Origin of the sequence: Amycolatopsis alkalitolerans, from assembly GCF_006152065.1 — a bacterium.
Lineage (GTDB): Bacteria > Actinomycetota > Actinomycetes > Mycobacteriales > Pseudonocardiaceae > Amycolatopsis_E > Amycolatopsis_E alkalitolerans.
In genome coordinates this window covers 138,366-163,736 of sequence record NZ_VDFW01000008.1, presented here as the reverse complement: position 1 = coordinate 163,736, position 25,371 = coordinate 138,366, and the positions used below count along the sequence as shown (strand labels likewise).

Genomic DNA, 25,371 nt, shown 5'->3' with positions numbered 1-25,371 from the left:
ACGATGGACACCGAGACGACCGAGTTGCACCGCATCCTCGCCGCCGCAGCCGAAGCCGCGCCGAAGCTCGCGGAGACGACCCCCGTGCAGCGGGCGGCATGGCTGGTCGCGGTCGCCGACGCGCTCGACGCCGCGGCCGAGGAGCTGGTCCCGCTCGCCGCGGAGGAGTCGCATCTGCCGGCCGCGCCGAGGCTGAAGGGCGAGCTCGCGCGCACCACGTTCCAGCTGCGCCTGTTCGGCGGCGTGCTGGACGACGGGACGTTCCTCGGCGCCACGATCGACCACGCCGACCCGGAGTGGCCGATGGGCCCGCGCCCGGACATCCGCCGCACGGTCGTGCCGATCGGCCCGGTCCTGGTGTTCGCCGCGAGCAACTTCCCGTTCGCCTTCAGCGTCGCCGGCGGGGACACCGCGTCCGCGCTCGCGGCGGGCTGCCCGGTGGTGCTCAAGGCGCACCCGGGCCACCCGAGGCTGTCCGCGCGCACGGGCGAGATCGTGCGTGACGCGCTCATCGGCGCGGGTGCCCCCGAGGGGATCTTCGACGTGATCTTCGGCGTGGAGCCGGGCGTCACCGCGCTGAAGGACCCGCGGATCTCGGCGGCGTCGTTCACCGGTTCGGTCCCCGGGGGCCGCGCGCTGTTCGACATCGCGGTATCCCGGCCGACGCCGATCCCGTTCTACGGCGAGCTCGGCAGCGTCAACCCGGTCGTGGTGACGCCCGGTGCGGTGCGGGAGCGGGGCGAGCAGGTCGCGAAGGCCTACGTGAGTTCGTTCACCCTCGGGGCCGGGCAGTTCTGCACGAAGCCCGGGCTGCTCTTCCTGCCCGAGGGGCACGGGCTCGACGGCGCGCTGACCGAGGCGGCGCAGGCGGTCGGCGCGCAGCCGATGCTCAACGAGCGGATCGCCGAGGGCTTCCAGGCCGCGGTGTCACGGGTGCGTGAGCAGCCCGCGGTCACGGTGCTCGCCGCGGGCGACCCGTTCGCGCCGACGCTGCTCTCGGTGCGAGCCGCGGACTTCCTCAAGGCGGACGAGGTGCTGCGCTCGGAATGCTTCGGCCCCGCGTCGATCGTGGTCACCTACTCGAGCCAGGACGAGCTGCTCGAAGCGCTCGGAGAGCTGGAGCCGGGGCTGACCGCGACCGTGCACGGTGAGGAGTCCGAGGCCGAGGACGTGCGGAAGGTCCTGCCCGCGCTGACCCGGCTCGCCGGCCGCCTGCTGTGGAACGACTGGCCCACCGGCGTCACCGTCAGCTGGGCCCAGCAGCACGGCGGCCCGTACCCGGCGACGACCGCGCCCACGACCACGTCGGTCGGCACCGCGGCGATCGAGCGGTTCCTGCGGCCGGTCGCCTGGCAGGGCTTCCCGGACACGCTGCTGCCGCCGCCGTTGCGGGAGGCCAACCCGTGGCAGTTGCCGAGGCACGTCGACGGTCGGCGCTGAGGTAATTTCGTCCGTATGGGAGTGATCTCACCGGGTTTTCGGGGGCGCCGGCGTGACGAGGGCGTCGTGCTGCCGCCGGGGCAGTACCTGACGAAGGACTTCCCGGTGCTCTCGGCCGGCCCTACCCCGCGGGTGGCCACCGAAACGTGGGAGTTCACGATCACCACGGAGGCCGGCACGGTCCACCAGTGGTCGTGGCCGGAGTTGCTGGCGCTGCCGAGCGAGACGCCGGAAGTGGACATCCACTGCGTCACCAAATGGTCGAAGCTCGGAACGCGCTGGCGCGGCGTCTCGCTGGACGTCCTGCTTGAGGACGTCGAGACGGCGGCGGAGTACGTCGTGGCGCACTCCTACGACGGCTACACCACCAACCTGCCGCTGGAGGACCTCCTCGACGGCCGCGCGTGGATCGCGTACGAGTTCGACGGTGACGAACTGGAGCCCGAACACGGCGGGCCCGCGCGGTTGCTCGTGCCGCATCTGTATTTCTGGAAGTCGGCCAAATGGGTGCGAGACCTCGAGCTGACGCTGACCGACGAGCCGGGCTTCTGGGAAGCGGGCGGCTACCACGACTACGGGGACCCATGGCGCGAGCAGCGGTATCAGGGCGACTGAGCTGGCGCGTGGCGCGGCTCGCGGAGGTCCGGGAGGAGACGCCGAGCGCGCGCACGCTCGTGCTGGACGTCCCGGGCTGGCCCGGGCATCTGGCCGGGCAGCACGCCGACGTCCGGCTCACCGCCGAAGACGGGTACACGGCGCAGCGCAGCTACTCCCTTTCGGCTCCGGCCGATGGCGAGCGCATCGAGCTGACCGTGCAGCGTGTCGAGGACGGCGAGGTTTCGCCGTACCTGATCGACGTGTTCTCGGTGGGCGATCGGGTCGAGGTGCGCGGCCCGATCGGCGGCTGGTTCGTGTGGCGCCCGGCCGATCCGGCGCCGGTGCTGCTCATCGCGGGCGGTTCGGGGATCGTGCCGTTGATGGCGATGATCCGCGCCCGCCGTGCGGCCGGCTCGCGGGCCCCGTTCCGGTTGCTGTACTCGGTACGCACGCCGAAGGAGCTGTACTACGGCGACGAGCTGCGCGCTGCGGCACTGTCCGGGGTCGAAGTGTCCTTTGTGTACACCCGAGAGGTGCCGGACGGCTTTTCGCGCGCGCCGGGCCGGATCGGCGTCGCCGATGTGAACACGAGCGGCTGGCCGGCGTCGTTCGAACCGGCGTGCTTCGTCTGCGGGCCGACCGGGTTCGTGGAGGCGGTGTCGGACATGCTGCTCGCCCTGGGCCACGACGCCCGCCGGGTGAAGACGGAGCGCTTCGGGCCGACGGGGTAGCGCTCCCGAACGTCGAGTTGGTTATTTGCGGTTGTAGAGGCGCATGGTGAGGGTGCCGAAGACCGCCAGCAGGGCGGCCGACGCGAGGAGCGTCCACATGACGTCGCCGCCGGCCGGGGTGCCCGACATCAGCCCGCGCACACCGCCGACGAGGTGCGTGATCGGGTTGACCTCGACGAACGCGCGCAGCCAGCCGGGCATCGTGGCCGGGTCGACGAACACGTTCGACAGGAACGTCAGCGGGAACAGCACCATCATGCTCACGCTCATCACGGACTTCTCCGTGCGCAGCAGCAGCCCGAACATCGTCCAGATCCACGAGAACGCGAACGAGAACACCACCAGCAACGCGACCCCGCCCAGCACGCCGAGCACCCCGCCGCCGGGCCGGAAGCCCAGGATCAGCCCGAGCGCGAGGATCACCGCCGACGCGACCGTGTACCGGAACACGTCGCCGAGGATCATCCCGACCAGCGCGGCCGGCCGCCACACCGGCAGCGAGCGGATCCGGTCGAACACGCCCTTCTCGATATCGATGTTCACGCCCAACCCGGTGTACATCGTGATCATCACGACGCTCATCACCAGTACCCCCGGCAGCAGGAACTGCAGGTACAGCGTCACCGAACCCGCCAGCGCCCCACCGAAGAGGTAGGTGAACATCAGCGTCATCATGATCGGGAACGCGGTCACGTCGAACAGTTGCTCCGGCACATGCTTGATCTTCAGCATCGCCCGCCAGCCGAAGGTGAACTACGCCGACAATGCGCTCGGGCGGGGCGGTTGCTCCCCGGCCGCGAGTACGGCGTGGAACCCGGCTTCGGCCGGTCTGTACGAAGTGGACGGTTCGGTCGCCGTGCTCACGCCGGCACCTCCTTTGCCGTGGAATGTTCGGTCAGCGCCAGGAACACCTCGTCGAGGCTCGGCTGGCCAAGGGAGAAGTCGTCGACGGTGACGCCCGCGTGCGCCAGTTCGGCGAGCGCCCGCGAGGCCTGCTCCGCGGCCGCGAGATCGCTGCTCTCCCCGGAGATCCGCGCGGTCACCGCGAGCGGGTCGGCACCGGACTGCACGACGGCGCCGAGCGTGCGGGCCAGTACGCGCTCGGCCTCCTCCCGCTGCCCGGCGTCGCGGAGCCGCAGGTGCACCGCCCCCGCGCCGACCGAGGACTTCAGCTCACCCGGCGTGCCCTCGGCGATCACCTTCCCGTGGTCGATCACCGCGATCCGCGCCGCGAGATGATCGGCCTCGTCGAGGTACTGGGTCGTGAGCAGCACCGTCGTCCCCTGCGCGACGATGATCCGCACGATCTCCCAGACCTGGTTGCGGCTGCGCGGGTCCAGCCCCGTCGTCGGCTCGTCGAGGAACAGCATGTCCGGGGTGCGGATGATGCTCGCCGCGATATCGATCCGCCGCCGCATCCCGCCCGAGTAGTTCTTCACCTGGCGCCCCGCCGCGTCGGTCAGCCCGAACGCCTCCAGCAGCTGCGCGGCCCGCTCCCGCGCGGCCGGTTTGCGATGCCCCAGCAACCGTCCCAGCAGCACCAGGTTCTCCGTGCCGGTCAGATCCTCGTCGACGGACGCGAACTGCCCGGTCAGGCTGACCCGGCCGCGCACCGCGTCCGCCTCGTGCACCACGTCGTGCCCGAACACCCTCGCCTCGCCCCCGTCGGGCCTGGTCAGCGTCGCCAGCATCCGGACCGCGGTCGTCTTCCCCGCGCCGTTGGGCCCGAGCACCCCGTACACGGTGCCGGCGGGCACGGCGAGGTCGATCCCGTCCACGGCCCTGGTGGTGCCGAAGACCTTGACCAGGGCCGAGGTTTCTATCGCAAGCTCCATCACCCCTCCTTTGCCCGCAGGGTAGGTCGGTTTGTCCGGTTCCGGCATCTCCATTCTTGCGCCGCTTCCGCGAACCCCGAACTACGTCGCGGTACGCTCACCCGATGACCACCCTGCGTGAGCGGATCCTCGACGCCGGTGTCGAGCTGATCTGCACCGAGGGCTGGGACAAGGTGACGATGTCCCAGCTCGCGCAGCGCGTCGGGGTCAGCAGGCAGATGGTGTACAAGGAGATCGGCGCGCGCGGCATCCTCGCGAGGGCGATCGTCACGCGGCATGCCGACCGGTTTCTCGCCCATGTCGCCGAGCACATGCGCGCTCATGGGGCCGACATCGCGGGCGGTATCGGCGCGGCGGCCGGCTATGTCCTGCACACGGCCGCGGACGACCCGCTGATCAGGGCGATCCTGTCCGCCGCGCACGGCAGCGGGCAGGATCTGCTGCCGCTGCTGGCGATCGAACCGGGCCCGGTGCTGGAGCGTGCGATGGGAACCGTGCTCGGCGAGTCGCACGCCCTCTACGACGACCTCGGCCTGTCCCGGCTGCCCGAGCTTGTCGAGATCGTCGTGCGGCTGACGCTGAGCCACCTCATCCAGCCGTCCGGGCCGGTCGAGCAGGCCGTCGCCCAGGTCGACCGTGTCGTGCGCGAAGCGCTGGCGGCCTCAGGGACGCGGGATATTGCGTAGGTTCGACCGCGCCAGGTCGATCATCCTGCCCACGCCGCCAGTCAGCACGACCTTGCTCGCCGCGAGCGCGAATCCCTTGAGCTGACCGCCGGTGATATGCGGCGGGATCGACAGCGCGTTCGGATCGGTGACGACGTCGACGAGCACCGGGCCCGGATGGTCGAGCGCTTCGCCGAGCGCGTCGCGCACCTTGCCCGGGTCGGTGACCCGGATGGCGTGCAACCCGGCACCGCGCGCGATCGCGGCGTAGTCCACGGCTTCGTGGTCGGTCTCGAAGTCGGGCAGCCCGTCGACGAGCATCTCCAGTTTGACCATGCCGAGCGAGGAGTTGTTGAACACCACGATCTTCACCGGCAGATCGTGCAGCCGCACGGTGAGCAGCTCACCCATCAGCATGCCGAGCCCGCCGTCGCCGGACATCGAGATCACCTGCCGGCCGGGGGAGGCCAGCTGCGCGCCGATCGCGTGCGGCAGCGCGTTCGCCATACTGCCGTGCAGGAACGACCCGATAACCCGGCGGCGGCCGTTCGGGGTGAGGTAGCGCGCGGCCCACACGTTGCACATGCCGGTGTCCACGGTGAACACGGCGTCGTCGGCCGCGAGTTCGTCGAGTACGTCGGCGACGTACTCCGGGTGGATCGGGACCTGCTTCTCCACGTTGCGGGTGTAGGCCTCGACCACGTTCTCCAGCGTGCGGGCGTGTTCGCGGAGCATCTGGTCGAGAAACTCCCGGCCCGGCTTCTGGGAGATCTCCGGCAGGACCGCGCGCAGCGTCTCGCCGAGATCGCCGTGCACCCCCAGCTCCAGGGGCGTACGCCGGCCCAGCCGGGTCGCGTCGTGGTCGATCTGGATCGTGCGCGCCTGCGGCAGGAACCCGTCGTACGGGAAATCCGTGCCCAGCAACAGCAGCAGGTCTGCCTCGTGCATCGCGCGATAGCAGGCGCCGTAGCCGAGCAGGCCGTTCATCCCGACGTCGTAGGGGTTGCCGAACTGGATCCATTCCTTACCGCGCAGGGTGTGCCCGATCGGCGAATGCACGCGGCCGGCCAGCTGGAGTACCTCGTCGTGCGCGTCCTTGACGCCCGCGCCGCAGAACAGCGTGACCTTCTCCGCGCCGTTGACGGCGTCGGCGAGGGCGTCCACCTGGGACGCGGGCGGGACGATCGTCGGCCGTTCGATGACGAACGAGCCGGTACCCGTGGGCAGCTCCGCGTCCAGATGCGCGACGTCGCCGGGCAGCACGAGCACCGAGACCTCGCCGCGGGTCAGCGCGTGCTGGATCGCGATGCGCAGCACGCGGGGCATCTGGCCGGGCTGGGTGATCTGCTCGCAGTAGCCGCTACAGTCGACGAACAGCCGCTCGGGGTGGGTCTCCTGGAAGAACGACGTGCCGATCTGGTTCGCCGGGATATGCGAGGCGAGTGCCAGCACGGGCACCGCGGAGCGGTTCGCGTCGTAGAGGCCCTGCACGAGATGCGTGTTGCCCGGCCCGCAACTTCCCGCGCACACCGCGAGGCGCCCGGTCAGTTCGGCCTCGGCCGCGGCGGCGAAGGCCCCCGCCTCCTCGTTGCGCACGTGCACCCATTCGATGCCGCCGGTACGGCGGATCGCGTCGACCACCGGGTTGAGGCTGTCGCCCACCACCCCGTAGACGCGGGACACGCCCGCCTGGACGAGCACCTGCACGAACTGTTCGGCGACAGTGGGTCGCGCCATTACCGGGCCTCCGCCTTCTCCGGTGATCCTCCGGTGCCGATTCTGGTGGCGCGACCGCGCCGCCGCATGGTCAGTCCGTGTGGGGCGTGTGCGCCGCCGGGATCACCCCGAACCGGCCGGACTGGTAGTCCTCGAAGGCCTGCGCCACCTCTTCGCGGGTGTTCATCACGAACGGTCCGTACTGCACGACCGGTTCGCGGATCGGCTGCCCGCCCAGCAGCAGCACCTCGAGGTTCGGCTCGGGTTCCGCGGCGGGCGTGGCCGCCGCCGCGAACGCCAGGGCGCCGCCCTCGCCGAACACAGCGAGCTGGCCCTTGCGGATCGGCCGGTCATCGGTGCCCACCGTGCCGGCACCCGCCAGCACGTAGCCGAGCGCGTTGAAGTCCTCGCGCCACGGCACTTCCAGCCGCGCGCCGGGGCTGACGGTCGCGTGGATCATCGTGATCGGGGTGTAGGTCGAACCGGGGCCGTGGTGGCCGCCCAGCTCACCGGCGATGACCCGCAGCAGCGCGCCGCCGTCGGCCGAGGACAGCAGCTTGGACTCGGTCGCGCGGATGTCCTGGTAGCGCGGCGGGACGAGCTTGCTCGCCCGCGGCAGGTTGACCCACAGCTGCACACCGTGGAACAACCCGCCGGACACCACGAGCGCCTCCGGCGGCTTCTCGATGTGGAGGATGCCGCTGCCCGCGGTCATCCACTGCGTGTCGCCGTTGGTGATCACCCCGCCGCCGCCCTGGGAGTCGTTGTGCTCCATGACCCCGTCGAGCATGTACGTCACGGTCTCGAACCCGCGGTGCGGATGCCACGGCGTGCCCTTCGGCTCACCGGGCGCGTACTCGACCTCGCCCATCTGGTCCATGTGCACGAACGGGTCGAGCACGGTGGAGGGCACCCCGGCGAACGCGCGCCGCACGGGGAATCCCTCGCCTTCGTAGCCGGTCGGTGCCGTGGTGATGGTGCGGACCGGCCGCCACGCGACGCCCGCCGGGGCGTCCACGCGGGGCAGGGTCAGGGTGTCGGCGGTGATGGCGGGCATCGCGGGCCTCCAAGTAGTTCGGCTCTCAACTTCTTGCGAGGAAAACGCCTCGGGTCCGCATCTGATTCCCGCCTAGTGTCGTGTGATCCTGTCCGGTTTACGTTGCCGTGTTTGCCCGTAGGGTCGCCGAGTTGGCCCGGGGCGTCACCGAGTTGGCCGACCGCTGCCGCCGAGGGCAAACTCGGCCACCAGACCAGCCAACTCAACACCGCAACGGGCGAACTCACCGACCCCAAGGGCCAACTCGGTAGCCTGGCAAACAAACACACCGCGCGCAAAGACAACAAGATCACGAAATATTAGCAGGACCAGTCGTCCAGCGCGGTTTCCGTGTCGGCACCCGGAGCGGGTGGTGAGGCCGGCTTCGCGGCCGGGGTACGGGAGAACCGGGGCGCCGGCGCGGCCTGGGCGACCCCGTCGAGCGTGATGATGGTGTCGCGGGCCGCGAGATGCGGATGCTCGGTGGCCTCCTCGAAGGTCAGCACCGGCGTGACGCAAGCGTCGGTGCCCTCGAAGATCTTCGCCCATTCGTCCCGCGGCTTGCTCACGATCACGGCGGTGAACCGGGCGCGCAGCACCGGCCAGCCGGCGCGGTCGCCCTGGGCCGGGAGGTTCTCCCCGTCGAGGCCGAGGCCGTGCAGGAAGGCCGCGTAGAACTGCGGCTCGAGGCAGCCCACCGCGAGGTACCGGCCGTCGGCGCAGGTGTAGGTGTCGTAGTAGGGAGCGCCGCCGTCGAGCAGGTTCGTGCCCCGCTCGTCGCTCCAGCCCCCGGCCCCGCGGAAGGCCCACATCATCTGCGTCAGCACACTCGCGCCGTCGACCATCGCCGCGTCCACGACCTGGCCCTGCCCGGACAGGTTCCGTTCCCACAGCGCGGCGAGCACACCCGCGACCAGGAACATCGACCCGCCGCCGAAGTCGCCGACCAGGTTGAGCGGCGGCACGGGGCGCTCGCCCGCGCGGCCGATGGCGTGCAGGGCGCCGGTGAGCGAGATGTAGTTGATGTCGTGCCCGGCGCGTTGCGCGAGCGGGCCCGCCTGGCCCCAGCCGGTCATCCGGCCGTAGACCAGCCCGGGATTGACCTCGTGGCACTGCTCCGGCCCGATCCCGAGCCGCTCGGTGACCCCGGGCCGGAAGCCTTCAAGCAGCACGTCGGCCTTCGCTACGAACCGCATCGCCGCCGCGAGGCCTTCCTCGGACTTGAGGTCCGCGGCGACCGAACGCCGGTTGCGCAGCAGGAAGTCGGGGCTTGAGCCGGTGGGGTCGAACCCCGGCTGCGGGCGCTCGATGCGGACGACGTCGGCACCGAGGTCGGCCAGCACCATCGCCGCATGCGGCGCCGGGCCGATCCCCGCCAGTTCGACGACCCGCAACCCGGCGAGTGGTCCGGCCATCTCAGGCCTCCTTCCGCGCGTGGATCAGACCTTCCTGCGCGGCGGTCGCGATGAGCGTGCCGTCGCGGTGGAAGAACCTGCCTTCGGCCAGCCCGCGCAGGTGCCCCGCGGCCGGGCTGCTCTTGGCGTAGTACAGCCAGTCGTCGAAGCGGACCTCGTTGTGGAACCACAGCACGTGGTCCAGCGACGTGAACCCGGCGATGTCGCTGCGCCGTGCCCGGCGCAGGATCGAGCTGACGAAGGTCAGATCGCTGAAATACGTCAGCACGGCGGCGGCGCTGACCCGGTCGTCGAGCTTCCCGGACTTCGGCCGGAACCACAGATCCTCGACGAAGCGCGGGCGGCCGTCGCGTTCGGGCACCGCGGGCCGGACGTCGAACACGTCGTGCGGTTCCAGCGACCACTTCGTCGGATGCGGGAAGGAGAACGGCGCACAGTCCGCCGGATCCGGCGCTTCGGGCGCGGTGACCTGGTGATCGGCGCCGGACCGGTCGGTGGTGAACGAGCACTCCAGGCACAGGATCGGCTCGCCGTGCTGGATCGCGGTGACCCGGCGGCGCCGGAAGTTGCGCCCGTCCTGCAACCGGTCCACCCGGAACACCACGCGTGCCGCGGTGTCGCCGGGACGCAGGAAGTAGGCGTGCAGCGAATGTGGCGTGGTCTCCGGTGGCGCCGTCCGCTCGGCGGCGACCAGCGCCTGCGCGCATACCTCACCGCCGAACAGCCGCCCGCCGGGATCACCGGTCGAGCGGCTGCGGAAGATGTCCTCTTCGATCGCCTCCAGATCGAGAAGGTCGAGCAGGGGGACCAGGCCCGTGTCGCCAGGCTGTGCCATCTGCCTCCTTCATTCGCCGCGCCATTCCGGCGCGCGCTTCTCCGCGAAGGCCCGGGCGCCTTCGCGGGCGTCAGCCGATTCAAACACAGCACGCACGATCGGCTGCTGCCGAGTGAAAGCTTCGTCACCATGCCAGTCGGCGGACCGGGTGATGACCTCCTTCGTCGCCTGGATCGCGAGCGGCGCGTTCGCGGTGATCCGCTCGGCGAGCGCGAGCGCCCCCGCGAGCGCATCGCCGGGCGGGGTCAGATGGTTGACCAGGCCGTAGCGGTGTGCGTCGGGGGCGGAGAAGAAGTCGCCGGTCAGGGCGTACTCCATGGCCAGATGCGGCGGGATCCGGCGGGGGAGCCGCATCAGCCCGCCGGCCGCGGCGACCAGCCCGCGTTTGACCTCGGGGATGCCGAACCGCGCGTCTTCGGCGGCCACGACGAGATCACACGCGAGGACGAGTTCGCAGCCGCCCGCGAGCGCGTATCCCTCGACCGCGGCGATCATCGGTTTCCGCGGCGGGCGTTCGGTCATCCCGGCGAGCCCGCGGCCCGGGATCGACACGGACTCGCCGTCGAGGAACGCCTTGAGGTCCATGCCGGCGCTGAAGGTGCCACCGGCCCCGGTCAGGACGCCCAGCGAGAGGTCCTCGCGCTCGTCGAGCCGGTCCAGCCCCGCGGCGACGGCTTCGGTGACGGCCGCGTTGATCGCGTTGCGCGCCCGCGGCCGGTTGATCGTGATGACCAGGACCCGGCCGTGCTGTTCGGTCAGTACCTCGTCCGGCATGCCGTCCTCCTCCTTCACCGCGCGCTCAGGGAGCGGGCGATCACGTTGCGCTGGACTTCGCTGGTGCCTTCGCCGATCTCCAGTATCTTCGCGTCGGCGTAGAACCGGGAGATCGCGGATTCGCGTATGTAGCCGTACCCGCCGTGGATCTGCAGGCTCGCGCTCGCCGCGCGGTTGGCGACCTCGGAGGCGTAGAGCTTCGCCATCGCCGCGGCCTGACCGCACGGGCGGCCCTGATCGCCCAGCCACGCGGCGCGGTAGACCAGCCAGCGCGCGGCCGCCACCTCGGTGGCCATATCGGCCAGTTTGTGGCCGACCGCCTGGAACCCCGACAGCGGCCTGCCGAACTGCTCGCGGTCACCGGAATGCCGGATCGCCAGGTCGAGCACTGCCTGCGCGAGCGAGAGCGACAGCGCGGCCACGCTGATCCGGCCCGCGTCGAGGACGTCGAGGAACTGCCGCAGCCCGTTGCCCTCCTCGCCGATGAGGTGGTCCTCCGGCAGATGGCAGCCGGTGAAGACGAGCTCGCGGGTGTCGAGCGCGTGCCAGCCCAGCTTCCGCAGCGGCTGTCCCTTGGCGTAGCCCGGGGTGCCGTCGGGGACGAAGAACGCGCCGTACCGCTTCTTGCCGTCGGCCGCCGTTCCGGTGACGGCGAGGACGGTGACGCCGAGACTCATGTCGGTCCCGGCGTTGCTGATGAACATCTTGGTCCCGTCGAGCACCCAGCCGTCCTCGCTGCGCCGCGCGCGGGTCCGGATACCGGCGGCGTCGGAGCCCGCGGTCGGTTCGGTCAGCCCGAACGCGCCGAGCTTCTCACCGGTCGCGAGCGGCACCAGCCACCGCTTCTTCTGCTCGTCCGAACCGAACCGGGCGAGCGGGAGGGTCGCGATGGTCGAATGCGCGTTCCACGCCGAGGCCACCGACTGATCGGCCTCGCCGAGCGCCTCCATCACGGCCACATAGGACACCAGGCCGGCGTTCGCGCCGCCGTAGGCCTCGTCGACGAGCATGCCCATCAGGCCCAGCTCACCGAGCTTGCGGAACACCTCGGTGGGGAAATGCGCGGCTTCGGACCATTCCGCCGCGTACGGGGCGATCTCCTTCGCCGCGAACTCCCGGCACATCTGTTGCAGGGCAACGGTTTCCTCGGGCAGGTCGAAATCCATGTCAGCGCTCCTCGGGGGCAAGCAGGATCTTCAGGTGGTGGCGCGAGCCGAGCTCGCCGAACGCGTCGAGCCCGCGCGCGAGCGGGTACACGCCGGTCAGCAGCGGCGACGGGTCGAGCCGCGCGGTCGCGATCAGTTCGAGCACGCGCGGGATGTCGAAGTTGTAGCCGAGCGAGCCGAGCACCGTCCGTTCGAAGGGGACGATCTGGGTCAGCGGCAGGGAAGCGGAGCCGCCGCTGATCCCGGCGAGCACGGCGCGCCCGCCACGGCGCACGGTCGTCACGGCCAGTTCGGCCAGCTCCGGCAGGCCGGTCGCCTCGACCACGACGTCCGGCCCGACCCGGCCGGTGCGCAGGAACACCTCGCGCCGCACGTCGGTCCTGCCCGGGTCGAACACCTCGGTCGCCCCGAGTTCGGCCGCGCACCGCGCCCGTTCCGGCACGGGCTCGCTGACGTAGATCCCGGCGGCGCCGGCGAGTTTCAGCGCCAGCAACGCCGCGACGCCGATCGGCCCGGCACCCAGCAGCAGGACGTGGTCGCCGGGCTGGACTGCGGCGCGGCGGACCGCGTGCAGGCCTACGGCGAGTGGCTCGGCCAGCGCGGCGAGCCGGTCGGAGACGCCGTCCGGGATCGGCACGAGCCCCTCGGCGGGCACCGTGACGAGCGGGGCGAACGCGCCGTCGGCGGCGAGCCCCAGGGAACCGCCCTTGGCGCAGATGTGGTACTCGCCGTGCCGGCACCAGCGGCAGACCCCGCAGCGCAGGCACGGGTCCACCGCGACGCGGGTGCCCACGCCGATGCCCGGGACTTCGCCGCCGAGCGCGACGACCCGGCCGCTGAACTCGTGCCCCAGGGTGAACGGCGGGGCGAGGCCGGTGAGGGGATGGGGCCCGGTCCGGATGAGGTTCGGGCCGTGGCGGTACTCGTGCAGATCGGTGCCGCAGATGCCGCTGTAGGCCACCTCGACGATCGCCTGACCCGGCCCGGGCTCGGGCGGCTCGGGCACCTCCTCCAGCCGCAGATCGCCTCTTCCGTGCCAGCGCAACGCTCGCATGCCGACCCACCTTCGCGCCAGGAGTTGTTTTTTCGAACAGTCGGTACAAGAATCAAGGTTCCTCGCCGGATGTCAAGGGGGCGAGGTGAAACTCCCAGACCGCAAGGGCATGAACGCGATGACTTCCACTCAGGCGAGCGACACCGGCGTCGGAACCGGCGCGCTTACCGAGATGTACCGGCGGATGCGGCTGATCCGGCAGTTCGAGGACCGGGCTTCGCGGCTGTACCGCACCAACGAGATCCCCGGCTTCCTGCACCTGTCGACCGGGCAGGAGGCGAGCGCCGTCGGCGCGTGCTGGCCGCTGGACGAGCGCGACGTGGTGACCTCGACCCACCGCGGGCACGGGCACTGCATCGCCAAGGGCCTCGACGTCACGGGCATGTTCGCGGAGCTGATGGGGCGCGCGAGCGGCACCTGCCGGGGGCGGGGCGGCTCGATGCACATCGCCGATCCGCGCCGGGGGATCTTCGGCGCGAACGGGATCGTGGCCGCCGGGCTGCCCATCGCGACCGGGGCGGGCACGGCCGCGCAGTTGCGCGGGCGCGGGGGAGTGGTGGTGGCGTTCTTCGGCGACGGCGCGGTCGCGCAGGGGATGTTCCACGAGGCGGTGAACCTGGCGGCGGTCTGGCGCCTGCCGGTGATCTTCTGCTGCGAGAACAACCACTACGCCGAGTTCTCCGCCGCCTCGGACCAGCATCGCGCCACGCTCGCCGACCGGGCCCGCGGCTACGGCGTCGACTTCGCGCACGTGGACGGCAACGACGTGGTCGCGGTCGCCGAGACCGTCACCGAGCTCGTGCGGGACCTGCGCGAGGGTGCGGGGCCGGTGCTGCTGGAGGCCGAGACCTACCGCTGGCACGGGCACTACGAGGGCGACCCCGAGCGCTATCGCGAGCCCGCCGAGCTGGCCGAGTGGAAGGCCCGGGATCCCCTGGTACGCCTGGCGTCCCGGCTCGACGCGGACCTGGTGGCGCGGATCGACGACGAGGTCGGCACGGTCATCGAGTCGGCGGTCGAGGAGGCCCGCGCCGCCGCGGAACCCGCGCCGGAGACGCTGCACCACTACGTCGGCGTGCCGCGCGAACCCGTGCCCGAACCGCCTGAGCCGGACGGCGAGATCTTCCGGACGATGGACGCCGTCCGGGAGGCGCTCGAGCACGAGCTGAGCACCGACGAGGACGTTTTCGTGGCCGGGATCGACGTGGGCGCCGGGGGCAACGTCTTCGGCCTGACCCGCGGGCTCGCCGAGCGGTTTCCCGGCCGGGTGCGCGACACGCCGATCTCGGAGAGCGCGATCGTCGGCGCCGGGGTGGGCGCGGCGATGGCCGGGCTGCGGCCGGTAGTGGAGCTGATGTACTTCGACTTCCTGGGCGTGTGCCTCGACCAGCTGATGAACCAGGCGGCGAAGCTGCGCTTCATGACCGGCGGCGCGGTGCGGCTGCCGCTGGTGGTGCGGACCCAGTTCGGCGCGGGAAAGTCCTCGGGCAGCCAGCATTCGCAGAGTCTCGAGGCGCTGCTCGCGCATATCCCCGGGCTGACGGTGGTGATGCCGTCCACCCCGGCGGACACCTACGGGCTGCTGCGCGCGGCGATCCGCGACCCGAATCCGGTGGTGTTCGTGGAGAACCGCTTGCTGTACGGGAAGAAGGGGCCGCGGCCGGCGCCGGGGCATCTCGTGCCGCTGGGGCGGGCGGCGGTCCGGCGGCCGGGCACGGACGTGACGCTCGTGTCGTACTCGAAGCTCGTGCACGACTGCCTGGCCGTGGCCGAGGAGGTGGCCGCCGAGGGGATCAGCACGGAGGTGATCGACCTGCGCACGATCGCCCCGCTGGACCGTGAGACGGTGTTGCGCTCGCTGGCGAAGACCAATCGGCTGGTCGTGGCGCACCAGGCGGTGGAGGAGTTCGGCGTGGGCGCCGAGCTTGCCGCGGTCGCGGCGCACGAGGGCTTCTGGCACCTGGACGCCCCGGTGATCCGCGTCGGCGCCGCGTCCACCCCCGCCCCGTATGCCCCCTCCCTGGAACGCGCGTGGCTCCCGGACCAGGCCCGCATCGCCGCCGCCGTCCGCCAGTCCGTCCTCACCTGACCCGCGCGAGATCTACCTCCCAGACGCCGAGTTCGACGTTCGGGACGCCGAGTTCGACGTTCGGGACGCCGAGTTCGACGTTCGGGACGCCGAGTTCGACGTTCGGGACGCCGAGTTCGGGACGGTCAGCGATCTTGTGGGGGTCAGCGGGTGGTGCGGGTGCGGTAGGCGGTGACGCGGTCTTCCAGGTCGTCGGCGTCGTAGGTGGGGCTGCGGAAGCCGGAGATGAGCGTCGCGCAGTACTCGCGGGAGAGGAACTCCGCGTCCCAGTCGCCATCGGGTTTGGCCCACTGGTACGTGTGGTTGTGCATGTTCAGGAACTGCAGCATCGCCAGCCGCGGGTCGAGCTTGCGGAACGCCCCGCTGTCCATCGCGGCGATCAGCAGGTCCTGCACGATCTTCTCGAACTCGCGCCGCTGGCGCAGCAGCCGCGCGCGGTTCGCACCGCGCAGGTGCCGGTAGTCGTGCTCGTAGACCCAGATGTGGTCCAGCCGCGCCAGGATGAGCTCCAGCAGCGTCTGCGACAGCAGCCGCAGCCGTAGCACGGGCTCCTCGTCCAGTGCCGCGATCCGCCGCGCGGCGGCCAGCAGCGGGCGCAGCACGCGATCCTGGATCTCGACGAGCAGGTTCTCCTTCGAACCGATGTAGTAGTACAGCGCGCCCTTGGCCAGCCCGGCGACCTGGCCGATCTCGGCGATACCCGTCGCCGCGTAGCCCTGTCGGGCGAACAGTTCGGCGGCCTGGTCGATGATCTCCTGGCGCTTGATCTCGTAACCCGGCCCGTGCCCCGGTGGTCTCGGCATGGCTCAACAGCCTATTCCGCCCGGCGTGGCCGGCCGGAACCGCCTGGCGATGTCCATTTCGGTCCTGCCCTTCTCACCCGGTCCGGGCTTGTCAGCTCGCTCCCCGGGCCTTAAAGTGCTTCCCGTCACCGTTTCGTAGACCGATTGGTACACGAAACTCGCCACCGGCACAACACAGTGGAGTGATGGCCCGTGAGTGATCAAGAAACCGCTGTCCCGCAAGGGCTTTCCGTGCCCAGGGAACAGGTGTCCGAGGACGAGCTGCGTGCGCTCGGCGTCGACCTCGCCCGCGATTTCCCGGGCAGCACCGCAGCCGACTTCCGCCGTTACCCGGTGCTGTCCGAGGGCGGCTGGTTCGTCGCCGTGAAGCACCAGAAGACGCTCGTCTCGGTCGCGCGTGAGCCGTGGCAGCTGCTCGGCCCGATCACGCTGGCGTCCGACGGCCTCGACGTCTACTGACAAGAAGGAGAAGGAACCCATGATCGGAGTCGACGTCGGCGGCACGTTCACGGACGTGGTCGCGATCGAGGACGGGAAGATCAAGACCGTCAAGGTGGCCACGGACGTGCGCACCACCGAACGCGGCGTGCTCGCCGGTGCCGAGGAGATCGGCGTCGGCGCCGCCGAGGTGTTCAACCACGCCAGCACCCACGGGCTCAACGCGATCATCACCCGGCGGCTGCCGAAGATCGCGTTCCTGACCACCGACGGCCACCGCGACATCCTCGACGTGGGCCGCACCTGGCGCCCCGTCGAGGGCCTGACCAACCCGGCGTGGCGCCGTTCCTACGGCGACGCGAACCGGCCGCTCGTCCCGCGCTACCTGCGCCGGGGCATCCGCGAACGGCTCACCGCCGACGGCGGCGTGCTGATCCCGCTGGACGAGGAGCAGACCCGCGCCGAACTCGCGGTGCTGCGCCGCTGCGGCGTGGAGGGCGTGGCGATCTGCCTGCTCAACGCCTACGTCAACCACCACCACGAAGACCGGCTGCGCCAGCTGGTGCACGAGGAGCTGGGCGACATCCCGGTGTCGATCTCCAGCGAGGTCTCGCCGCTGGCGAAGGAGTTCGCGCGCGCCTCGACGACCGTCATCGACGTGTTCATGCGCCTGATCTACGACGACTACACCCACCGCCTCGACACCGGCCTGCGCGAGCTGGGTTTCGGCGGCGACCTGAACTTCGCCGACTGCGCCGCCCAGCTGGTCCGCTCGGACGTGGCGATGGAGCACCCGTTCCGCATCGTGTTCGCCGGACCGGCGGCCGGCACGGTGTCCAGCGCGCATTTCGGTGCCCTCATCGGCGTGGGCAACCTCCTGTGCGCGGACGTCGGCGGCACCTCGTGCGACATCAGCATGGTCACCGACGGCAGGCCGTTCGTGAACACCACGTTCGAGCTGGAGCACGACCTGATCGTCAACGCGCTGTCCAACGAGGTCGCCAGTATCGGCGCCGGCGGCGGCAGCCTGGTGACGATCAGCCCGGCCGGTGAGCTCAAGGTCGGCCCCGGCAGCGCGGGCGCGGACCCCGGGCCGGCCTGTTACGGCATCGGCGGCACGCAGCCGACGACCACCGACACCTGCCTGCTGATGGGCATCATCGACCCCGACGGGTTCGCGGGTGGCCGGATGAAGCTCGACCCGCGGCTCTCGCGGCAGGCGTTCGAACAGCTCGACACGAAGCTCTCGTTCGAGCAGCGGGTGTCGTACGCGTTCAACATCGGCATCAACAACATCGCCGAAGGCGTCGTCAACATCGCCATCCAGCACGGCGTGGACCCCCGCGACTACAGCCTCGTCGCCTACGGTGCGGCCGGGCCGATGCTGCTGCCCGCGGTGCTGGACCTCGTGCATGCCGCGGAGGTCATCGTGCCGCCGCACCCCGGGTTGTTCTCCGCGCTCGGCCTGGTCAGCTCCGACCTCGTCTACGCCGACAGCCGCAGCGCGTACACGCTGCTGACCGGCGAAGCGGCGGAGTCGATCGACAAGGTGTACACGTCGATGGAGCAGCGGCTTTCCGAGCGGCTGAAGGAAAAGGACCGCGGCGACGTCACCTTCGTGCGCAGCTTCGACGGCAGGCTCGCCGGGCAGACCTGGGAGACCCCGTTCATCTCGGTGCCCGACGGCAAGATCACCGCGGACGCGGTCGGGCACATGGTCGCGAACTTCCACGAGGCCTACGCCGAGCGGTCGGGCAACAAGTTCGAGGCGCTGCCCGTGCAGGGTGTGACCTACCGGGTCCAGGCCGTCGTGCACGCGGACAAGGTCGAGTACCCCGAACTGCCGGAACGGCCGGCGGGCCAGCGTCCCGAACCGACCCGCACGCTGACCATCCGGTACCTGACCGGTGCCGATCTGCAGGCGGCCGAGTACCAGCGCGCGGACCTGCGCGCGGGCGACGAGATCCCCGGCCCCGCCGTCATCCGCGAACCGCTGTCCACGACGTTCCTCGTGCCCGGCCAGACCGCGCGCGTGGGCGCCCACGGCGAGCTGCGCATCCGCAAGGACTAGGAGAATCCCGATGGCTGTTTCCCTCAAAGACCTCGACGACGCGCAGTTCTCCGAGCTGTACGGCGCCGACCGGTTCACCGCGTCGGTACTGGCCAGCCGGATGCGCTACATCGTCCAGCACATGTGCACGGGCCTGCTGAACAACGCCTTCTCGCTGATCCTGCGCGACTGGTACGACTTCGCGGCGACCATCTCCGGGCCGCCCGAACAGAACTACCCGATGTCCTCGGTGAGCAACAGCCTCGCGATGTTCCTCGGCACGATGTCCGAGGCCGTGCGCAACACCGTCGAGGAGTACGGCCCGGAGAACCTGCGGCCGGGCGACGTGGTTATCTGCAACGATCCGTACCGCGCGGGCAACCACGTCAACGACATCTGCTTCATCCGGCCCGTCTTCCACGGCGGCCGGCTGATCTCGTTCGTCACGCTGCGCGCCCACCAGCTCGACATGGGCGGGGTGGTGCCCGCCGGGTTCAGCGGCACCAAGCGGAACGTGTACGAGAACGGGCTGGTCATCGCGCCGACCCTGCTCTACCGCGACGACCAGCCAGTCAAGTCCGCGTTCAACCTGATCTTCGACAACGCCCGTTACTGTGCGCTCCTGCTGCCCGACATCAAGACGATCTACGCGAACCTCCTGCTGGGCGAGCAGCTGATCACCGAAAGCGTCGAGCGGTACGGCGTCGACGCGTACCTGGGCGCGATCCGGTACAGCACCGACGTGTCGGCGGAGACCATGCGCACCGCGCTGGCCGCGCTCCCGGACGGGGTGTACGAGGCCGAAGAGGGCATCGACTGCGACGGGATCGACGATTCGGTCGAGTACCGGATCAAGGTGCAGATCACCAAGGCCGGGCCGCGGATGGAGCTGGACTTCAGCGGGACCTCGCCGCAGGCCCGCACCAGCATCAACGCCGGGATCCTCGACACCAAGACCGCGGTCGGGGTCGCGCTGAAGTTCCTGATCGACCCGGCGACCCCGTTCACCTCCGGCGCCTACCGCGATATCGACATCGTGCTGCCCGCGGGCACGTTCATCAGTGCCACCCCGCCGGACGGCGCGGTGTTCCTGTACTGGGAGAGCACCGGACCGGTCCTGCTCGCGGTGTTCAAGGCACTCGAGAAAGCCTTGGGGCACAAGGCCGTTGGCGGTGACTACGGTTCGCTGAACATCCACAACGCGAACGGGGTGCTCGAGGACGGCACGCCGTGGGTCACCACCGCGCAGTGCGGTGGCGAGCACGGGCCGTGGGGGGCCACCGAAGCCGGGGACGCGGACAGCTATTCCGTGATGTACCAGGCGAACAACCTCGACCCGGCGACCGAGGCGATCGAGTCCGAACTGCCCGCGGTGGTGCTCCGCAAGGAGTACCTCGCCGACACCGGCGGCGCGGGCACGAACCGGGGCGGCGCGGCGGTCATGAAGGACACGCTGTATCTCACCGAGGCCGAACACTGGTCGAGCCCGCTGCACACCAAGAGCGCGAGCGGGGTCGGCGTGTACGGCGGCCGCGACGGCGGTCTCGGCGCCACCTGGGTGTTCCATCCGGACTACCTGGACGTGGTGCGGCGCAAGGATCTCATCGCCACCACCGGCGATGTCTACGCCGGCGCGACGCCGGTCGCCGGGATGCTCGACCCCGAGACCAAATGCGTCGATCCGGACGGCGAGTACTTCTACTTCGCCAGCACGCCGGTCTGGCATACGAAACCGCATGCGGTGTTCCGCTACCTGACCAACGGGGGCGGCGGCTGGGGCAAGCCCACCGAGCGCGACCCGGAGCGCGTCAAGAACGACGTGCGTGACGAGTACGTGACGGTCGAAGGTGCTTACCGCGATTACGGCGTGGTGGTCACCGGTGACCCGCGTACCGATCCCGAAGGCCTGCTGGTGGACCTTGCGGCGACCAAGAAGCGCCGCGCCGAAATGACAGCCCGGTAAGGAGAATCGATTGTCCTCTGTGGAGTTGACAGACCGGCAGCGGGAGCTGCGCGAGCGGTTCGTGTCCGAGCGGGGCTACTGGAACCAGTTCTGGGAGGGCCTGCTCAGCCTCGACCAGGAGTTCTTCGAGGCGTACCTGAACTTCTCGGCCGTGCCGTGGCGCAAGGGGGTGCTGGAGCCCAAGATCCGGGAGCTGATCTACACCGCGATCGACGCCTCCACCACGCACCTGTACGAGCCGGGCCTGCGCCAGCACATCCGTAACGCGCTCGGCTACGGCGCGACGAAGGAAGAGATCATGGAGGTGCTGGAACTGACCAGCGTGCTCGGCATCCACACCTGCACGCTCGGCGTCCCGGTGCTGATGGAGGAACTGGCCGCGCACGAGCAGCGCACCTCCTCGTGACCGGCGAGTACGCGGTGGTCACCGGCGCCGCCCGCGGGATCGGCGCCGGGGTCGCGCTCGAACTGGCACGGGCCGGAGCCGAGGTGACGGTCGTCGACGTCCGGGACCCCGGCGAGACGGTGTCGGCGATCGAAGCCGAAGGCGGTAAGGCGACCGGCCGGGTCCTTGACGTCACCGACCGGGTCGCCGTGTGCGAGGCCTTCGCCGCCCTGCCGGGCCTGGACGTGCTGGTGACCTGCGCGGCGATCTACGGCGACACGGTCTCGCTCGACGAGCTCGAAGAGTCCGAAGTAGACGCTGTACTCGGCGTGAACGTCAAGGGCACGCTGTGGTCGATCCGCGCGGCGCTGCCGTTGCTGCGGCGGCGCGGCGGGCGCGTGGTGTGCATCGGCTCGGTCGCCGGCAAGGTCGGCGGGGTGCTCGCCGGGCCGCACTACGTGGCGAGCAAGGGCGCGGTGCACGCGGTGGTCAAATGGCTCGCCAAGACCGAGGCCGCGCACGGGATCACCGCGAACGGGGTCGCGCCCGGGGTGGTGGACACCGAGATGGTCGCCGGGCGCGGGTACCGGCCGGACTACTGCCCGCTCGGCCGGCTCGCCCGGCCCGAGGAGATCGCGCGGGTGGCGGCGTTCCTCGCCTCGCCCGCGGCCAGCTACATGACCGGCGCCGTGGTGGATGTCAACGGCGGCTATGCGATGGGGTGAGAGATGGACTGCGCTGTGATCACCGGTGCGGGCTCGGGCATCGGGCGCGCGTGCGCGCTGCGGCTCGCCGCGACCGGTGCGACGGTCGCCTTGCTGGACGTCAACGGTGCCGCCGGGACCCGGCAAGCGGTCGAAGAGAAGGGCGGCAAGGCGGCCGAGTTCGCCGTCGATGTCACCGACGACGACGCCGTGGCGAGCGTGGTGAGCCGCCTGCCCGGACCACCGCGGGTGCTCGTCAACGCGGCGGGCGTCATCGTCCGCAAGAAGCTGCTCGAATCCACTGTGGAGGAATGGCGGCGGGTGCTCGACGTGAACCTGACCGGGTACTTCATCCTGCTGCGGAATGTCATCCCGGCCATGGCCGCGGCTGGGGGCGGTTCGATCGTGCAGATCGCCTCGATCGCGGGGCACACCGGGTACGGGTTCTCCTCCTACACCGCGGCCAAGGGCGGCGTGCTCGCGCTGACCCGCCAGCTCGCGGCGGAGCTGGCGCCGCAGGGTATCCGGATCAACTCGGTCAGCCCCGGCGTGGTCCACAGTGGGCTGAACCGGGACACCCTGTCCAACGAGACGATCCGTGCGGCGACCCAGGACGCGATCCCGCTGCGCCGGATCGGCGAACCCGACGACATCGCGCGGGCCGTCGAGTTCCTGGCCGGGCCGGGCGCGGGCTTCGTCACCGGCACCGATCTGGTGGCCGACGGCGGGATGATCAGCACGATCCACTGGGGCAACGCGGGGGACGAGCTGCACAGCTTCCACACGAGGGAGGGCTGATGTACAACTTCGCCGGTGTCCTCGACCACAACCTGGGCCGCGACCCGGACAAGATCGTGCTGTCCCACGGGGATCGGCGAGTGTCCAACCGGGAGCTGTCGGCCCGGGTTGGCGCGCTGGCCGCCGGGTTCCGCGAGCTCGGCATCGGCCGCGGCGACATCGTGGCGCTGCTGCTGTACAACCACGTCGAGTTCGTCGAGACCCTGTTCGCGCTCAACCGGATCGGCGCGGCCTTCCTGCCGCTGAACTACCGGCTCTCGCCCGCGGAATGGGAGTTCATCCTGGATCACGCGGGCGCGGCCGCGCTGCTGACCGAGCCCGAGTTCGCCGACGCCGTCGCCACGATGCCCGTGCGGCACAAGCTCCTGCTCGGGTCCACACGGGACGGCTGGCTGTCCTATGACGAACTGCTGTCGCGCCACGCCGGTGAAACCGTGGCGGTCGAGGACGTCGGCCCGGACGACCTGCAGCGGCTCATGTACACCTCGGGTACCACCTCCCGGCCGAAGGGCGTGCGGATCAGCCATGCCAACCTGCTGTACAAGAATCTCGGCCACCTCGTCGAGTTCGGCCTCACCGCCGCCGACACGACGCTGGTCTGCGGGCCGCTGTATCACGTCGGCGGGCTGGACCTCCCCGGCCTCGGCACGCTGCACGCGGGCGGCGCGCTGGTGCTGCTGCGAAAGTTCGACGCCCGCGAGGTCGTCGACGCGATCGAGCGCGAGCGGCCGACGAACGTCTGGCTCGCGCCGTCGATGATGAACGCGCTGCTGCAGTTGCCGGACATCCGCGAGCGGGACACCTCCTCGATCCGGTTCATCATCGGCGGCGGGGAGAAGATGCCGGTCCCGCTGGTCGAGCGCATCCGCGCGGCGTTTCCCTCGGCGTGGTTCGCCGACGCCTACGGGCTCACCGAAACCGTCTCCGGCGACACCTTCAACGACGCCGGGCACATGCTCTCCAAGGTCGGTTCGGTGGGCAGGCCGGTCGTGCACCTGCGGGTGCGCATCGTGGACGAACAAGGCGCGGAGGTGCCGGTGGGTGAGCTCGGCGAGATCGCGCTGTCCGGGCCGAAGGTGTTCGGCGGGTACTGGCGTGATCCGGAGGCCACCGCGAAGGCGCTGCGCGACGGCTGGTTCCACACGGGGGACATCGGCCGCGTCGACGAGGACGGCTACCTCTACGTCGAGGACCGCAAGAAGGACATGATCGTTTCCGGCGGGGAGAACATCGCCACCCCGGAAGTCGAGCGCGTGCTCTACGAGCATTCCGACGTCGTCGAGGCGGCCGTCGTCGGCAGGCCGCACGAGCGGTGGGGCGAAGTGCCCCAGGCTTTCGTGGTCCTGCGGCCCGGAGCGACGGTCACCGCCGGTGAGCTCGCCGGGTTCTGCCGCGAGCGATTGGCGAAGTTCAAGGTGCCCGCCGAGATCCGGTTCCTGAACCAGCTGCCGCGCACCCCGTCGGGCAAGGTGCTCAAACGCGAGCTGCGGACGTCACCGGTGGTCGCGTGAAGGAGTTCGATCTGAGCGGCCGGACCGCGTGGGTCACGGGCGCGGGCAAGGGGCTCGGCCGCGCGATCGCCACCGCGCTCGCCGCCGCCGGGGCCACCGTCGCGGTCACCTCCCGGACCAGCGCGGATCTCGTCTCGCTGGCGGAGGAACTGGGGGAGCGCACGGTTGTGCTGCCCGGTTCGGTGGCCGAGCCGGGCTTCGCCGAGCAGTGCGTGGCGCGGCTGGGCCGGGTGGACGTGCTGGTCAACTGCGCCGGGATCAGCCCGGTGTTCAAACGCAGCGAGTCGCTGTCCGGCCAGGAGTGGCAGGAGGTCCTGCGGGTGAACCTAGACGGCACGTGGTTCTGCTGCCAGGCCGCGGGGCGGCGGATGCTCGAACAGGGCGGGGGCAGCATCGTCAACGTCTCGTCGGTGCACGGCACCACCGGGTTCGACCGGATCGCCGCCTACGCGGCCAGCAAGGGCGGCGTCGAAGCGCTCACCCGCGTGCTGGCCGTGGAGTGGGCGGATCGCGGGGTCCGGGTCAACGCCTTGGCCCCGGGCTATTTCGCGACGGACCTCTCGCACGGGCTGATGCGGAGCAGCTGGGGCGAGATCATCCGCCGCGCCGTGCCACAGGGGCGGGTCGGCGACGCGGGCGAACTGGGCGGGGCCGCGGTCTTCCTCGCCGCCGACGCGTCGTCGTACGTCACCGGGACCACTTTGTACGTGGACGGCGGCTGGACCGCGCGCTAACCGAACGGGCGGAAGGCTTCGCCGCCGGAGTCGCGCAGCAGTCCGGCGAAGGTGTCGATGAGGACGAACGGGGGTTCGGCGGTCGCCGGGATTTGCCGGATCGCCGGGTACACCTGCTCGTCCACGACCACGGGCCGCGAGGTCTGCAGCAGGGCCGGCTCCTGAGCGGCGTCGAGGGTGACCACCACGGCCGTGGTGTCGACCAGCCGCATGATCGTCGTGCCGGTGGTCTTGAGGTCGGGGGCCATGAACCGGGCGCCGGTGCCCAGGTAGAACCCGCGCAGGTCCGGGTCCACGCGCCGCCAGCGGTCGTCCACGCCGTCGACGAGGCGCGGGTCGCCGGAGGACGTCAGCTCCTCGCGCACGTCCTCGACGACCTGCCGGATGGGGGCGTTGACGTCGACCGGCTGGACCACCTCGTAGAGCTTGAACCGCGTCTCGCCGGATCCGGGCGGCAGCAGGAACAGGTGCAGCAGGGTGAAATGGCCGTCGGCCGCGCGCGTCGAGTCGATCAGCTGCCGGACGACCAGGCCCCGCAGCCGGGCGGCTCGCTCCTCGCTCATCGCCGCGATGGTCGGGGCCAGCGACTTCACGGCTGACATCCGCATGCCTCGGCGGGGTGAGAGGGGTGC

At 70.7% G+C, this 25,371-nt stretch carries 23 protein-coding genes and 1 pseudogene; 13 read left to right on the top strand and 11 right to left on the bottom strand.

The genetic code is table 11. The annotated features are described in order from the left end of the window. The first annotated feature begins 3 nt into the window (after window positions 1–3). Genes FG385_RS12410 through FG385_RS12400 form a run of 3 tightly spaced genes read left to right on the top strand, consistent with a single transcriptional unit; the run spans window position 4 to window position 2,768 of the window. Window positions 4–1,440: an aldehyde dehydrogenase (NADP(+)) gene (locus FG385_RS12410; protein ID WP_139096835.1), complete on the top strand. Its 1,437-nt coding sequence runs from the start codon at window positions 4–6 to the stop codon at window positions 1,438–1,440. 15 nt (window positions 1,441–1,455) lie between these two features. After that, the gene (locus tag FG385_RS12405) at window positions 1,456–2,055 is read left to right on the top strand and encodes a sulfite oxidase-like oxidoreductase (protein ID WP_139096834.1); all 600 of its coding nucleotides are present in this window, start codon (window positions 1,456–1,458) and stop codon (window positions 2,053–2,055) included. Continuing rightward, window positions 2,025–2,768: a ferredoxin reductase gene (locus tag FG385_RS12400; RefSeq protein ID WP_139096833.1), complete on the top strand. Its 744-nt coding sequence runs from the start codon at window positions 2,025–2,027 to the stop codon at window positions 2,766–2,768. Before FG385_RS12405 ends, FG385_RS12400 begins: the two co-directional genes overlap by 31 nt. A gap of 21 nt (window positions 2,769–2,789) precedes the next feature. Here FG385_RS12400 and FG385_RS12395 read toward each other — a convergent pair. Both FG385_RS12395 and FG385_RS12390 read right to left on the bottom strand, forming a co-directional pair. Then, a pseudogene (locus FG385_RS12395) lies at window positions 2,790–3,632 on the bottom strand (ABC transporter permease). Next, on the bottom strand, window positions 3,629–4,606 hold the full coding sequence (locus FG385_RS12390) for an ATP-binding cassette domain-containing protein (RefSeq protein ID WP_200834418.1): 978 nt from the start codon (window positions 4,604–4,606) through the stop codon (window positions 3,629–3,631). Before FG385_RS12390 ends, FG385_RS12395 begins: the two are co-directional and overlap by 4 nt. A 101-nt stretch (window positions 4,607–4,707) precedes the next feature. On the opposite strand from FG385_RS12390, the gene FG385_RS12385 reads away from it, so the two are divergent. Beyond that, window positions 4,708–5,289: a TetR family transcriptional regulator gene (locus FG385_RS12385; RefSeq protein ID WP_139096830.1), complete on the top strand. Its 582-nt coding sequence runs from the start codon at window positions 4,708–4,710 to the stop codon at window positions 5,287–5,289. Here FG385_RS12385 and FG385_RS12380 read toward each other — a convergent pair. From FG385_RS12380 to FG385_RS12350, 7 genes are all read right to left on the bottom strand, one after another. Then, entirely contained in the window at window positions 5,266–7,005 is a 1,740-nt protein-coding gene (locus tag FG385_RS12380) for a pyruvate dehydrogenase (protein WP_139096829.1), read from the bottom strand. The genes FG385_RS12385 and FG385_RS12380 overlap by 24 nt on opposite strands. A gap of 70 nt (window positions 7,006–7,075) precedes the next feature. Further along, window positions 7,076–8,041, bottom strand: coding sequence for a pirin family protein (locus FG385_RS12375; RefSeq protein WP_139096828.1), 966 nt, complete (start codon window positions 8,039–8,041; stop codon window positions 7,076–7,078). Between the two features lie 299 nt (window positions 8,042–8,340). Further along, window positions 8,341–9,435: a CaiB/BaiF CoA transferase family protein gene (locus FG385_RS12370; RefSeq protein WP_139096827.1), complete on the bottom strand. Its 1,095-nt coding sequence runs from the start codon at window positions 9,433–9,435 to the stop codon at window positions 8,341–8,343. A gap of 1 nt (window position 9,436) precedes the next feature. After that, a complete protein-coding gene (locus tag FG385_RS12365; protein ID WP_139096826.1) occupies window positions 9,437–10,270 on the bottom strand; it encodes an acyl-CoA thioesterase in 834 nt (277 codons plus the stop codon). A 9-nt stretch (window positions 10,271–10,279) separates the two neighbouring features. Then, window positions 10,280–11,044 carry a crotonase/enoyl-CoA hydratase family protein gene (locus FG385_RS12360; protein ID WP_139096825.1) on the bottom strand — a complete coding sequence of 255 codons (765 nt, stop codon included), beginning with the start codon at window positions 11,042–11,044 and terminating at the stop codon, window positions 10,280–10,282. Window positions 11,045–11,058: 14 nt separating this feature from the next. Continuing rightward, the gene (locus FG385_RS12355; RefSeq protein WP_139096824.1) at window positions 11,059–12,210 is read right to left on the bottom strand and encodes an acyl-CoA dehydrogenase family protein; all 1,152 of its coding nucleotides are present in this window, start codon (window positions 12,208–12,210) and stop codon (window positions 11,059–11,061) included. 1 nt (window position 12,211) lies between these two features. Beyond that, on the bottom strand, window positions 12,212–13,264 hold the full coding sequence (locus FG385_RS12350) for an alcohol dehydrogenase catalytic domain-containing protein (protein ID WP_139096823.1): 1,053 nt from the start codon (window positions 13,262–13,264) through the stop codon (window positions 12,212–12,214). Window positions 13,265–13,349: 85 nt separating this feature from the next. On the opposite strand from FG385_RS12350, the gene FG385_RS12345 reads away from it, so the two are divergent. Next, the gene (locus FG385_RS12345; protein ID WP_235022534.1) at window positions 13,350–15,353 is read left to right on the top strand and encodes an alpha-ketoacid dehydrogenase subunit alpha/beta; all 2,004 of its coding nucleotides are present in this window, start codon (window positions 13,350–13,352) and stop codon (window positions 15,351–15,353) included. 143 nt (window positions 15,354–15,496) lie between these two features. Here the strand turns inward: FG385_RS12345 and FG385_RS12340 are convergent, their stop codons facing one another. Next, complete coding sequence (locus FG385_RS12340) at window positions 15,497–16,156, bottom strand: TetR/AcrR family transcriptional regulator (RefSeq protein WP_139096822.1); 660 nt, start codon at window positions 16,154–16,156, stop codon at window positions 15,497–15,499. Window positions 16,157–16,348: 192 nt separating this feature from the next. Between FG385_RS12340 and FG385_RS12335 the strand changes: the two genes are divergently transcribed. Genes FG385_RS12335 through FG385_RS12300 form a run of 8 tightly spaced genes read left to right on the top strand, consistent with a single transcriptional unit; the run spans window position 16,349 to window position 24,739 of the window. Next, window positions 16,349–16,615 (top strand): hypothetical protein, encoded by a 267-nt coding sequence (locus FG385_RS12335; RefSeq protein ID WP_235022533.1) that lies wholly within the window; start codon window positions 16,349–16,351, stop codon window positions 16,613–16,615. A gap of 19 nt (window positions 16,616–16,634) precedes the next feature. Beyond that, complete coding sequence (locus tag FG385_RS12330) at window positions 16,635–18,665, top strand: hydantoinase/oxoprolinase family protein (RefSeq protein WP_139096821.1); 2,031 nt, start codon at window positions 16,635–16,637, stop codon at window positions 18,663–18,665. Window positions 18,666–18,675: 10 nt separating this feature from the next. Then, complete coding sequence (locus FG385_RS12325; RefSeq protein WP_139096820.1) at window positions 18,676–20,607, top strand: hydantoinase B/oxoprolinase family protein; 1,932 nt, start codon at window positions 18,676–18,678, stop codon at window positions 20,605–20,607. Window positions 20,608–20,626: 19 nt separating this feature from the next. Continuing rightward, window positions 20,627–21,013, top strand: coding sequence for a carboxymuconolactone decarboxylase family protein (locus FG385_RS12320; protein ID WP_235022540.1), 387 nt, complete (start codon window positions 20,627–20,629; stop codon window positions 21,011–21,013). After that, the gene (locus tag FG385_RS12315; protein ID WP_139096818.1) at window positions 21,010–21,717 is read left to right on the top strand and encodes an SDR family NAD(P)-dependent oxidoreductase; all 708 of its coding nucleotides are present in this window, start codon (window positions 21,010–21,012) and stop codon (window positions 21,715–21,717) included. The genes FG385_RS12320 and FG385_RS12315 overlap by 4 nt, the downstream gene beginning before the upstream one ends. 3 nt (window positions 21,718–21,720) lie before the next feature. Next, window positions 21,721–22,494 carry an SDR family NAD(P)-dependent oxidoreductase gene (locus FG385_RS12310; RefSeq protein ID WP_139096817.1) on the top strand — a complete coding sequence of 258 codons (774 nt, stop codon included), beginning with the start codon at window positions 21,721–21,723 and terminating at the stop codon, window positions 22,492–22,494. Further along, complete coding sequence (locus FG385_RS12305; protein ID WP_139096816.1) at window positions 22,494–24,005, top strand: acyl-CoA synthetase; 1,512 nt, start codon at window positions 22,494–22,496, stop codon at window positions 24,003–24,005. Before FG385_RS12310 ends, FG385_RS12305 begins: the two co-directional genes overlap by 1 nt. Next, window positions 24,002–24,739 (top strand): SDR family NAD(P)-dependent oxidoreductase, encoded by a 738-nt coding sequence (locus tag FG385_RS12300; RefSeq protein ID WP_139096815.1) that lies wholly within the window; start codon window positions 24,002–24,004, stop codon window positions 24,737–24,739. Before FG385_RS12305 ends, FG385_RS12300 begins: the two co-directional genes overlap by 4 nt. On the opposite strand, the gene FG385_RS12295 is transcribed toward FG385_RS12300, so the two are convergent. Next, entirely contained in the window at window positions 24,736–25,341 is a 606-nt protein-coding gene (locus FG385_RS12295; RefSeq protein ID WP_235022532.1) for a hypothetical protein, read from the bottom strand. The genes FG385_RS12300 and FG385_RS12295 overlap by 4 nt on opposite strands. Window positions 25,342–25,371 lie beyond the last annotated feature (30 nt).

Bases quoted from the DNA above. Each gene is read 5' to 3' on its own strand.
- FG385_RS12370 (WP_139096827.1), bottom strand. From the start codon at position 9,435: ATGGCCGGACCACTCGCCGGGTTGCGGGTCGTCGAACTGGCGGGGATC.
- FG385_RS12385 (WP_139096830.1), top strand. From the start codon at position 4,708: ATGACCACCCTGCGTGAGCGGATCCTCGACGCCGGTGTCGAGCTGATC.
- FG385_RS12400 (WP_139096833.1), top strand. From the start codon at position 2,025: ATGGCGCGAGCAGCGGTATCAGGGCGACTGAGCTGGCGCGTGGCGCGG.
- FG385_RS12305 (WP_139096816.1), top strand. From the start codon at position 22,494: ATGTACAACTTCGCCGGTGTCCTCGACCACAACCTGGGCCGCGACCCG.
- FG385_RS12330 (WP_139096821.1), top strand. From the start codon at position 16,635: ATGATCGGAGTCGACGTCGGCGGCACGTTCACGGACGTGGTCGCGATC.
- FG385_RS12310 (WP_139096817.1), top strand. From the start codon at position 21,721: ATGGACTGCGCTGTGATCACCGGTGCGGGCTCGGGCATCGGGCGCGCG.
- FG385_RS12375 (WP_139096828.1), bottom strand. From the start codon at position 8,041: ATGCCCGCCATCACCGCCGACACCCTGACCCTGCCCCGCGTGGACGCC.
- FG385_RS12360 (WP_139096825.1), bottom strand. From the start codon at position 11,044: ATGCCGGACGAGGTACTGACCGAACAGCACGGCCGGGTCCTGGTCATC.
- FG385_RS12325 (WP_139096820.1), top strand. From the start codon at position 18,676: ATGGCTGTTTCCCTCAAAGACCTCGACGACGCGCAGTTCTCCGAGCTG.
- FG385_RS12355 (WP_139096824.1), bottom strand. From the start codon at position 12,210: ATGGATTTCGACCTGCCCGAGGAAACCGTTGCCCTGCAACAGATGTGC.
- FG385_RS12380 (WP_139096829.1), bottom strand. From the start codon at position 7,005: ATGGCGCGACCCACTGTCGCCGAACAGTTCGTGCAGGTGCTCGTCCAG.
- FG385_RS12410 (WP_139096835.1), top strand. From the start codon at position 4: ATGGACACCGAGACGACCGAGTTGCACCGCATCCTCGCCGCCGCAGCC.
- FG385_RS12405 (WP_139096834.1), top strand. From the start codon at position 1,456: ATGGGAGTGATCTCACCGGGTTTTCGGGGGCGCCGGCGTGACGAGGGC.
- FG385_RS12365 (WP_139096826.1), bottom strand. From the start codon at position 10,270: ATGGCACAGCCTGGCGACACGGGCCTGGTCCCCCTGCTCGACCTTCTC.
- FG385_RS12350 (WP_139096823.1), bottom strand. From the start codon at position 13,264: ATGCGAGCGTTGCGCTGGCACGGAAGAGGCGATCTGCGGCTGGAGGAG.
- FG385_RS12295 (WP_235022532.1), bottom strand. From the start codon at position 25,341: ATGTCAGCCGTGAAGTCGCTGGCCCCGACCATCGCGGCGATGAGCGAG.
- FG385_RS12340 (WP_139096822.1), bottom strand. From the start codon at position 16,156: ATGCCGAGACCACCGGGGCACGGGCCGGGTTACGAGATCAAGCGCCAG.